Raw genomic sequence first — 9070 nt, 5'->3', positions numbered from 1 at the left:
CCGAAGATAGTTGGCTGGAGACGGCCTGTGAAAATAGGTAGATGCCGGCTTCTCTTTTATATGGCCCGTTGGTCAAGCGGTTAAGACAGCGGCCTCTCACGCCGTTAACGTGGGTTCGATTCCCGCACGGGTCACCAAGAAGATACCTGCTCGTTGGAGCAGGTATTTTTCTTTTTATTTGTATGTTGGACTAAAAGAAAATGCCACCTACTCACTGAATGTAGGTGGCGTTTTTGTGTTTGGCCTGTATAAAGTTTGGTTAGGTTCAAGAGTTTCTATTTTTGGCTTGACTGCTTAAACGCTTTCGATTTTTATAGATAGCGAAACATAGGAGAAAAGATAGCAAGAACGGTACAGCATACGGCAAGCGCGCTAGCAAAATGCCCAAAGCGCTTACTTGTAAAATGGTTTTGCCATTGAGTTCCAAGCGGTAACTGTTCCATTCTTCGTGAGCAATTATGCGATATGTGCCTTGTTGCACAGTACGCCGCTGCTTCAATTCCCAAAGAGAATCCCCATATTCGGTGGACAAACGACAGGATTCTTGCCACTGCCCTGTAAGGAGATCGGCTGCAAAATAGGTATCGGCGCGGCTGAGGCAGATTATGAACTCTTTCCCAGCTATATCCATGGCCCAACTGCCCTCTGTTTCGAAAGCATATTGCTTCGTAGAACCGTCGGGAGCCACCAGTAAGATGCGGGAATGGGTATTTTCTTGATAAGCAACTGCCCAATATCCATCAGACGTTACAGCGAAGGAATTTGGAATATAAGGGAAATGCATCAAGTCGATTTCCGCTTTTTCGCTGCGCCAGTTGAGTTGTTCTAAATGGGAAGGCAGATTTTCCACTGAGGGCAGGACCATGGCACAAAGGGGAAGGAATAGACAAAGGACGCCAATCAGTGTGATGATGGTCTGAAGGCGACGCTTTCTCATGCAGCAGCCCTACCTTTCTATGGGGATACTTATAGTATACCGGCACAGTGTTCCAAGAACAAGACAGACTTTTTTGAAACATAACGAAAAAACTTTTGCAAAAGCTATTGACTTGAAGTGAGGTTTAACTTGTATGATAGTGGTGTGGGAATAACCATGCTACACGCAGAACACTATGATCCAAAAAGATCTGTCGAGTGTAGCTGCTTCCAATTTAGCACCTATGTAGGGAGGTATTTGCCATGAGAATCAAAGACCAAGCGCAGTTTGAACAACAGAATGTATTTGGTACCGGGCCATCCAACGACGCCTATGCACAGTATTTTGTGGGACAATCTTTTCTGAATCCCTTGACGGATCCGAAATGTGGGCTATTTCTGGCCAATGTAACCTTTGAGCCGGGGTGCCGTAACAACTGGCATATCCATCACGCGGTCCAAGGCGGCGGGCAAATCCTCATCTGTACAGCAGGAGAGGGTTGGTATCAGGAGGAAGGAAAAGAAGCTGTCAGCTTAGTACCGGGTACGGTTATCACCATTCCGCCGGAAGTGAAACACTGGCATGGTGCTAAAGCAGACAGTTGGTTCAGCCACATTGCGATTGAGGTCCCTGGAGAAGGATGCAGCAATGAATGGTGCGAACCTGTTACCGAAGCGCAATATGCCGCTTTACAGGGATAACGGGAGGAAAAGCATGCTGCAAGAAACGTACAGACTTACGAATGGTGTAGCCATCCCCAAACTTGGATTGGGAACGTGGTTTATCGACGGTGACAAAGCGGCACAGGCGGTTCGAGATGCGGTAGAGCAAGGCTATCGGTTCATCGACACTGCGCAGGCGTATGGGAATGAGCGGGGCGTAGGGGAAGGGATACGAACCTGCGGTCTGGGACGAGAACAGATTTTTGTTACCAGCAAGGTGGCGGCTGAGGCCAAAACCTATGAAAGTGCGGCTCGTTCGTTGGATGAAACTTTGTCCAAAATGGGACTGGAGTATCTTGACTTAATGATCATCCACAGTCCACAGCCGTGGGCAGAATTTCGGGTAGAAAACCGCTATTTTGCGGAAAATAGGGAAGTGTGGCGTGCACTAGAGGACGCCTACGCGGCAGGCAAAGTGCGGGCCATCGGTGTTTCAAACTTTTTGCAAGATGATTTGGAGAATATTTTGCAAGATAGTCGGATTAAGCCGATGGTAAACCAAATTCTGCTGCATATCACCAATACGGATCAGGCGTTGCTGGATTTCTGCCGGAAACAGGGGATTCTTGTGGAGGCCTATTCGCCCATCGCTCATGGAGAAGCCCTGAAAAATCCCGCTATCACTCGAATGGCTGCCAAATACAATGTGACACCTGCACAGCTTTGCATCCGCTATGTGATCCAACTGGGAACGGTAGCTCTGCCTAAAACCGCCAATCCCGCCCATATGCGGGATAATGCTGCGGTGGACTTTGCAATCTCTGACGAAGATATGCAAACTTTGCGACAACTGAAAAAAATTGAAAGCTACGGAGAATTTGATGTTTTCCCGGTGTTCAGCGGTAAGCCATTGGCGTAAGTGAGAACTAAAACGATTGCAATACAAAAGCGGTGGGATTTTTCCCACCGCTTTTGTTGGATGCTAATTGAAGAGCAAGATCATCGTTTCTACGAAAAGGGGCGTCAGTGAGGGCCAAGCAAGGGCGAGATGTATGGTGAGCTCCAACCATGGTGCGAGTTTGGGATGATACCCCTTCCACCAAGGAATCAAGACTTTGGAAATGAAGAACCCACACTCGGCATGTTTCCATATCTGCGTATATAGGGCGCTGAATCCAATACAAAATAGGTAGACAAGCGGTTTCGATAAGATACGCGTAGGAAACAACACGCCGCTATCTTGGAGCGTCCATTGCACGGTGACAGACGCCGGCAGCAGAAATTGAGCCGCAACGGCCACGCCAACTGTCAGCCAGAACAAAGCGGAAGGGACTGTCTGCCACTGGATCCGAACAGGAGAGAACATCGCAAAGAAGTCCTCCAAACTTTGCTCTGCCGGCTGACCATCCCCACGGTCGGCGTGCATCAACTGGGAGAGTGTTAGGCCCAAGGCTTCTGCCAACGGTTCCAATGTGTTGATGTCAGGAAATCCTAAACCTCGTTCCCAGCGGCTCACCGCTTTGTCTGTCACATGTAGCTGCTCGGCTAAGTCATTCTGGGTCAGTCCACGGGTTTTGCGGGTTTCTGCCAAGAATGAGCCGAATGCTTTTGCATCCATAGAAAAGGCCCCCTTCTTCGTGCTAAAAGCATAGCACGAAGTCTCGGCAAAGTAAACCGATGATTCGTTTACCAGCGATATAGCGTAAAAAAGGGCGGAGCAATGCTCCGCCCCTTTTTTGCTGCTCACAGCAAGCCCAAGCCGCTGAGCAGTGTTTTCAATCCGATAAAAATCAGCACAATGCCTCCGATGCGCTCTGCGGGGGCCCGGTATTTGTCCCCGAAAATGGCGCCGACCTTGACACCAATGGCCGACAGAACACAGGTGATGCAGCCGATCAAGGCGACGGCCGGCAAAATCTGGACCTGCATGGCTGCAAAACTTACCCCCACGGCAAATGCATCAATGCTGGTCGCAACGGCCAGCGGCAGCATGGCTTTGGGAGAATAGTCATCATCCAGATGTTCATTTTCCCCGAAACTTTCCTTAAACATATTGGCACCGATGATGGCCAACAACACAAAAGCAATCCACGGACCAAAACGGGTCAGCAACCCAGAAAAACGATCCCCGAGAAAATATCCGAGCGCCGGCATCAGGGCCTGAAAACCGCCGAACCAAACGCCGCAGAGCAGCGCATGGCGCGGCGTTACCCGTCGGACGGATAAGCCCTTGCAGATCGAAACGGCAAAAGCATCCATGGAAAGGCTGACAGCAATTAGAATCAAATCCAGTAAAGACATCGTACATTCCTCCGTTTTTGGGCAAGAAAAAAGACCTACCTGTCCTGCTGTTGCAGAACAGGTAAGTCTCGTCTTTTCAAGTTAAGCCAGAGCCTAGGCGGCTCATTATGTTGGCAGAACTGCGCTGCGGCTGCTCCACCGCGGCGCTGACTACTCCCTTACACATTGCCAGTATCTTACCATGGGCAGCCGCGGTTGTCAAGAAGTGTTTTGCCCAGTGGATTACAACTTGCACAATCTGTCCATTTAGGGTACAATAGGCGTAAACCAAACCGGGGAGTAGGAATGTATGCAGTATAAAGTTTTGGCGTTGGATTTGGACGGGACGCTGACCAACCATGAAAAAGTTATCACACCGCGTACAAAGGCAGCCTTGCAGGAGGCGGCCCGCCGCGGGGTCTGCATCGTGTTGGCCAGCGGGCGTCCCACCGTGGGCATCGAGCCGTTGGCGCGAGAACTGGAACTGGAAAAATACGGCGGTTGTATTTTGAGCTACAACGGCGGAAAAATTATCGACTGCCGCACCGGGCAGACCTTGGTCCAGCATGCTTTCCCGCCGGATTTGATTGAGCCGGTTTGTACGTTCAGCCGGTATTGGAACGTGGTGCCGCTGACTTATGATGCCAACGGTATTGTGACGGAACAAGCGGAAAGCCCGTATGTGCAGGAAGAAGCGAGAATCAATAAGATTCCGGTTCGTCAGGTGGAAGACCTGCCTGCCGAGGTTCGTTATCCCATTCATAAGCTGCTGCTGACCGGTGATCCGGTGGATATGCCCCACGTAGAAGAACTGATGCAGCAGGAATTTGCGGGGAAACTTTCCATCTATCGTTCCCAGCCCTTCTTTATCGAGACGATGCCGCTGAATGTGGAGAAAGCGGCATCTTTGGAATTGCTTTTGCGCAGCAAAGGGCTCACCTCCCGGAACCTGATGGCCTGTGGAGACGGATGGAATGACCTGCCGATGATTCGGTTTGCCGGGTTGGGGGTGGCCATGGGCAATGCACAACCGCCGGTGAAGGCGGCTGCAGATTGTCTGACGGCGGACAACGACCACGACGGCGTGGGCTTGGCTGTTGAACAGTATATTTTGAGCGAGGAGAACTGATCTGTGAATCTGATCGTTTTTGATCTGGAATGGAATATTGGGTATCAGCCCAAAACGTTCCTTTACCACGGTACCGAACTGACGCTGCGCGGCGAGATCATTCAAATCGGCGCGGTACGCATCAATGAGCGAGGCGACGTGCTGGATACGTTTGAAGTGAACCTGCGTCCGAGAATTTTCCGCAAGCTGCAGCATCATATTGCCAAGGTCACCGGTTTGTCGCAAGGGGATCTGGATGCAGGGTTGCCCATGAAAGCGGGGCTGCAAAAGTTTTTGGACTGGGCAGGCCCGGATGCCGAACTGGCCGAATGGGGTCTGGATGATGTGCCGGTGCTGAAACAGAACCTCTTTTTGGTGGGGCTGGATGAGAACTGGCCGGAACGCTGGTACGACCTGCAACGAATCTTTTTGCAGAGCTATCCCCGGAAGGAAGGGGAGGGTATGACGCTGGAAAACGTGGTGGACCGGTTGGGAATCCCGAAGGAGGAACCCTTCCATCATGCGCTGGACGATGCTTTGTATACGGCGCACATCTGCCGCAAATTGCCGTTGTCGGAAGGCTTGGCGACCTATCCCACCGAGGAAGAACTGTTACGGGAGGCCCTGCTGGGGGATGACACGGCGGCTCGGGATGTGCAGGTCTTTATGAATCGGCTGGAACATGACGATTACCGCAATGCGCCGGAACTGCAAACGGCACACTGTCCGGAATGCGGGGCCTTGCTGACCCATGATGAAGTATGGCTCAAACGTGGCAATACCGGATATTATACCCGCAGCGAGTGCCCCTATTGCGGCCATTGGTATGTGCGTTTTAAGCTCAGCCGCCGCGATGGATTGCACTGGAGTTTTGCCCGGTGTACGGATCCGGCCACACCGGAGGCGGATGCCCGGTGGAATAAGCAGCGGGCTGCCTATCTGGAGCGGATGAAACGCAGAAAGGAACGCGAAACGCAAACCTAAAAAATCCCGGGTGGACGTCCGGGATTTTTTCTTTGTGCAGTAAGAGGCAAAGGTGATATAACCAAGACAAAGCGGCGTGGTGCTCAGTAGGTGATGATAAGACCTTGATCCTGCGCATAGAAGCTGCAAAGACCGGAGCAAGGGAAAATACGGATCTTAGCTTCGGGCCATTTGCTGCGAATGCCGTGCTCCAGTAACTTCGCAGCGTTGGTGTTGTTGCATTCGCTGATGAATACCGGATGAAGGCCATCATAGTGATCGTCGTCCATCTGTTCCAAAATCTTGGCCAGTACTCGAGTCTCTCCACGGGTTTTGAAGAAAAAGTCGATTTTTCCATCGTGGGTGCGGCGCCCCAGAACCCGCATGTTCAGTCGGCCGGCGATAAAGCCTACGACCCGGTTAACGCGCCCGTTTTTCGCCAGATTGTCAAAGCTGGCCAACGAGAAGAGAATGTGGGTGGTCTCGGCAAACTTTTTCAGTGCAAAGCAGACATCCTCAAAACCGAGGCCCTCGCCAATGAGCTTGTTGGCCAGCTCGGCTGCATCGCCCAGCGCACCGGCACAGCTCAGGGTATCCAAAATAAAGATCTGTTTTTCGGGGTGTTCTTCCAGTACCATGGCGCGGGCAGAGCAGGCCGCATTGTAGCTGCCCGAAAGATTGCTGCTGATGGTCAAGGCGATAACTTGATCAGCCTGCAAAAAACACTCGGCCCATTCTTCTGGGCTGGGGCAGGCACTGGTACTGGCACCGTTGTAGTCGGTCATGGCCTGCAACATTTGGGGTACGTTCAAGGTGGGCAAATCCACATATTCCCGTTCCCCGATGCGAATTTTAAAGGGCACCAAGGCAAACTGTACCCCGGCGGCAGGGCGTTCCAGTTCCCGGATCTCGCAGGAACTGTCCGATACGATCATCCATGCCATAAAGCCGTGCCTCCTTCGATAGAAAGATATTTCCCTTTTATTATAGGGGCCGCAGCAAACCCCGTCAAGTGAAAGATTTGCAGAGAGAATGGGTATGGTTTTTGTAAAACATTGCCGGGCCCCTTGCCCCTGCCGGGTAAACGCGGTATAATGTCTGTATCGTAACCCAAACGAATGTCAGGAGCTTTCTGGATGGCTGATTTTTATACCTATCGCAATGAATTTTCCCGCCGCCGCCGCAAACGCAGGATGGTGGTGGTTTTGCTGGTGATTCTGGCCGTGGCATGCATCGCTGCCGGGTGGTTCTGGCAACGGCAAGGCAAATTGCCTGAAGAAAACCCGCTGCAATCCCTGCTGCCCACCGCCGCAGAACCGACCCCCACGCCGGAGAGCGAACTGCAGCCCACCCCGGAACCCACCCCGGCGGTAGGAAAAACGCCGGAGCGCATCGTGCAGGCGGTGGATACTGCGGTTTGGAATACGTCTACGCCGGTGGCGCAGACCATTGATACAGAGTACCTTAACACCGATCATCGCATGATTGGTGTGCCGATGCTGGGCACCGTGACCAACCAGTATTTCGACACTGTCACCTTTGTGGGGGACAGCATTGCTTCCGGCTTGGGAATCTACGAAACGGGATTCCCCAATGCCAAGTATGCTACCTACACCGGTGCCGGTGTGAATAGCTTTGTCAATAATACCACCATGAAAAATGCTGTGACTTCGCAGCAGGAAGCCCCCATGGACACCATCGTAGCCAGCCAGCCTGACTATGTCTATATTCTGGTGGGGACCAACAATTTGGTGACGCAGGGCAACGAGGAAAACTTCCTTGCCTATTATGAGCGTTTTATTGATATGCTGCGGGAACAACTCAACCCCGGTGTGATTTATTATATCCAAGCGATTCCCGGCGTGCAGGAAACCGTGGTCAACGAAAAGCCCGGTCTGGATAACGCGCGGATTGCCACGGTCAACGATTTGTTGGCCAATTTGGCGCTGCGCAAGGGCTGCTATTTTGTCAACATTCGGGAAGTGTTGACCAACCCGGCGGATGGCAGCCAAATCGATGATTACCAAACTCCGGACGGCGTGCACTTTACGCCCTCCGGGTACCGCGTATGGGCAGAATATCTGGCCACCCATACTGTGTGGAACCGCCGTAGTTTGTACAGCGGCCAGAACCCGTATTATATTTACGGCGCTTAAATCTTTAACAACCCCGCGCAAGGTGTAAAAAGTACCTTGCGTGGGGCTTTTTTGTATAAGAATACAACATTATAGCGGGGTTTGTGTCGAATTTGCACAAATCAGAAATGGCAAGTTCCAAAATTTTAGCGGATTATTACAGAAAAAACTTGAAATTCACGCAGGAAACAGGTAATATAGAAATAGCAAAATACATGGGCCCTGCCTATATAGGGCCACAAAGGGGAGATTACGTTGAAGCAAGGCAAACAGACGTCCAAAAGTTCTGACTTGCCCATTTATCTGTTCCGACAGGGCAATAATCAGGAGGCATACCGCTACTTTGGTGCGCATCTGTGTGAGCAGGACGGTCAGGCCGGCGCGGTGTTCCGCGTTTGGGCGCCGCATGCCAACGCGGTTGCAGTAGTGGGCGATTTCAATAACTGGGCGCCGTCCGACCATCCCATGCAAAAGGTGGCCGACGGAATCTGGGAGTTGTTCATTCCGGGCATTCAGGAATACGACGTTTATAAATACTGCATTACCACGGCTTCCGACGAGTTGCTCTATAAAGCCGATCCCTATGCTTTCCATACCGAGACACGCCCCTCTAACGGCAGCAAAGTCTATGATATCGAGGGGTATCCGTGGGGAGATGACGCTTGGAACAAAGCGGAGGAAAAGCGGGACGTCATCAACAGCCCCATGTCCATCTATGAACTGCAGGCCGGCAGTTGGAAGATGAAGGATCCCGAAAAGGGAATTCCGTACAATTACTCCGAGCTGGCAGATGAGTTGGTTCCTTACATAAAAGAGATGGGATACACCCATGTGGAACTTCTGCCCATCACCGAGTATCCCTTCGACGGAAGCTGGGGCTATCAGGTCACGGGGTATTTTGCCCCCACCAGCCGGTACGGTACGCCCAAAGACTTTATGGCCTTTGTGGACAAACTGCATAAGGCGGGCATCGGCGTGATCCTGGACTGGGTACCGGCCCACTTCC

10 protein-coding genes and 1 tRNA gene are annotated in these 9070 nt (G+C 51.8%); 7 read left to right on the top strand and 4 right to left on the bottom strand.

Annotation, left to right across the window (positions count from 1 at the left end):
- The first annotated feature begins 62 nt into the window (after positions 1-62).
- A tRNA-Glu gene (locus tag Q0526_RS13760) sits at positions 63-137 on the top strand.
- 128 nt (positions 138-265) lie between these two features.
- Here the strand turns inward: Q0526_RS13760 and Q0526_RS13755 are convergent.
- A complete protein-coding gene (locus Q0526_RS13755) occupies positions 266-937 on the bottom strand; it encodes a hypothetical protein (protein ID WP_298734666.1) in 672 nt (223 codons plus the stop codon).
- Between the two features lie 242 nt (positions 938-1179).
- Here Q0526_RS13755 and Q0526_RS13750 point away from each other — a divergent pair, with 242 nt between their 5' ends.
- Both Q0526_RS13750 and Q0526_RS13745 read left to right on the top strand, forming a co-directional pair.
- Positions 1180-1617: a cupin domain-containing protein gene (locus Q0526_RS13750; protein ID WP_298734664.1), complete on the top strand. Its 438-nt coding sequence runs from the start codon at positions 1180-1182 to the stop codon at positions 1615-1617.
- Positions 1618-1630: 13 nt separating this feature from the next.
- Positions 1631-2497 carry an aldo/keto reductase gene (locus tag Q0526_RS13745; RefSeq protein ID WP_298734661.1) on the top strand — a complete coding sequence of 289 codons (867 nt, stop codon included), beginning with the start codon at positions 1631-1633 and terminating at the stop codon, positions 2495-2497.
- Between the two features lie 63 nt (positions 2498-2560).
- On the opposite strand, the gene Q0526_RS13740 is transcribed toward Q0526_RS13745, so the two are convergent.
- Positions 2561-3196 (bottom strand): helix-turn-helix transcriptional regulator, encoded by a 636-nt coding sequence (locus tag Q0526_RS13740; RefSeq protein ID WP_298734659.1) that lies wholly within the window; start codon positions 3194-3196, stop codon positions 2561-2563.
- Positions 3197-3321: 125 nt separating this feature from the next.
- Complete coding sequence (locus Q0526_RS13735) at positions 3322-3879, bottom strand: manganese efflux pump MntP family protein (RefSeq protein WP_298734657.1); 558 nt, start codon at positions 3877-3879, stop codon at positions 3322-3324.
- Positions 3880-4168: 289 nt separating this feature from the next.
- Here Q0526_RS13735 and Q0526_RS13730 point away from each other — a divergent pair, with 289 nt between their 5' ends.
- Both Q0526_RS13730 and Q0526_RS13725 read left to right on the top strand, forming a co-directional pair.
- Positions 4169-4987, top strand: a complete 819-nt coding sequence (locus tag Q0526_RS13730) for a Cof-type HAD-IIB family hydrolase (RefSeq protein ID WP_298734655.1) — start codon at positions 4169-4171, stop codon at positions 4985-4987.
- Between the two features lie 3 nt (positions 4988-4990).
- Positions 4991-5950 carry an exonuclease domain-containing protein gene (locus Q0526_RS13725; protein ID WP_298734653.1) on the top strand — a complete coding sequence of 320 codons (960 nt, stop codon included), beginning with the start codon at positions 4991-4993 and terminating at the stop codon, positions 5948-5950.
- 83 nt (positions 5951-6033) lie between these two features.
- Here the strand turns inward: Q0526_RS13725 and Q0526_RS13720 are convergent, their stop codons facing one another.
- On the bottom strand, positions 6034-6873 hold the full coding sequence (locus Q0526_RS13720; RefSeq protein WP_298734650.1) for a DegV family protein: 840 nt from the start codon (positions 6871-6873) through the stop codon (positions 6034-6036).
- A 192-nt stretch (positions 6874-7065) separates the two neighbouring features.
- On the opposite strand from Q0526_RS13720, the gene Q0526_RS13715 reads away from it, so the two are divergent.
- Together Q0526_RS13715 and Q0526_RS13710 are read left to right on the top strand one after the other, a co-directional pair.
- Positions 7066-8085: an SGNH/GDSL hydrolase family protein gene (locus tag Q0526_RS13715; RefSeq protein ID WP_298734647.1), complete on the top strand. Its 1020-nt coding sequence runs from the start codon at positions 7066-7068 to the stop codon at positions 8083-8085.
- Between the two features lie 234 nt (positions 8086-8319).
- The coding region (locus Q0526_RS13710; RefSeq protein WP_298734644.1) for an alpha-amylase family glycosyl hydrolase at positions 8320-9070 on the top strand (751 nt) is incomplete at its 3' end.

Source organism: uncultured Subdoligranulum sp. (genome assembly GCF_937890665.1).
Note: the sequence above shows the minus strand (reverse complement) of the source record. Positions and strands in the feature narration are given on the sequence as shown.

Excerpts from the sequence above, each read along its gene's own strand:
- Q0526_RS13715 (WP_298734647.1), top strand. The coding sequence starts at position 7,066 with ATGGCTGATTTTTATACCTATCGCAATGAATTTTCCCGCCGCCGCCGC.
- Q0526_RS13735 (WP_298734657.1), bottom strand. The coding sequence starts at position 3,879 with ATGTCTTTACTGGATTTGATTCTAATTGCTGTCAGCCTTTCCATGGAT.
- Q0526_RS13730 (WP_298734655.1), top strand. The coding sequence starts at position 4,169 with ATGCAGTATAAAGTTTTGGCGTTGGATTTGGACGGGACGCTGACCAAC.
- Q0526_RS13720 (WP_298734650.1), bottom strand. The coding sequence starts at position 6,873 with ATGGCATGGATGATCGTATCGGACAGTTCCTGCGAGATCCGGGAACTG.
- Q0526_RS13740 (WP_298734659.1), bottom strand. The coding sequence starts at position 3,196 with ATGGATGCAAAAGCATTCGGCTCATTCTTGGCAGAAACCCGCAAAACC.
- Q0526_RS13750 (WP_298734664.1), top strand. The coding sequence starts at position 1,180 with ATGAGAATCAAAGACCAAGCGCAGTTTGAACAACAGAATGTATTTGGT.
- Q0526_RS13745 (WP_298734661.1), top strand. The coding sequence starts at position 1,631 with ATGCTGCAAGAAACGTACAGACTTACGAATGGTGTAGCCATCCCCAAA.
- Q0526_RS13755 (WP_298734666.1), bottom strand. The coding sequence starts at position 937 with ATGAGAAAGCGTCGCCTTCAGACCATCATCACACTGATTGGCGTCCTT.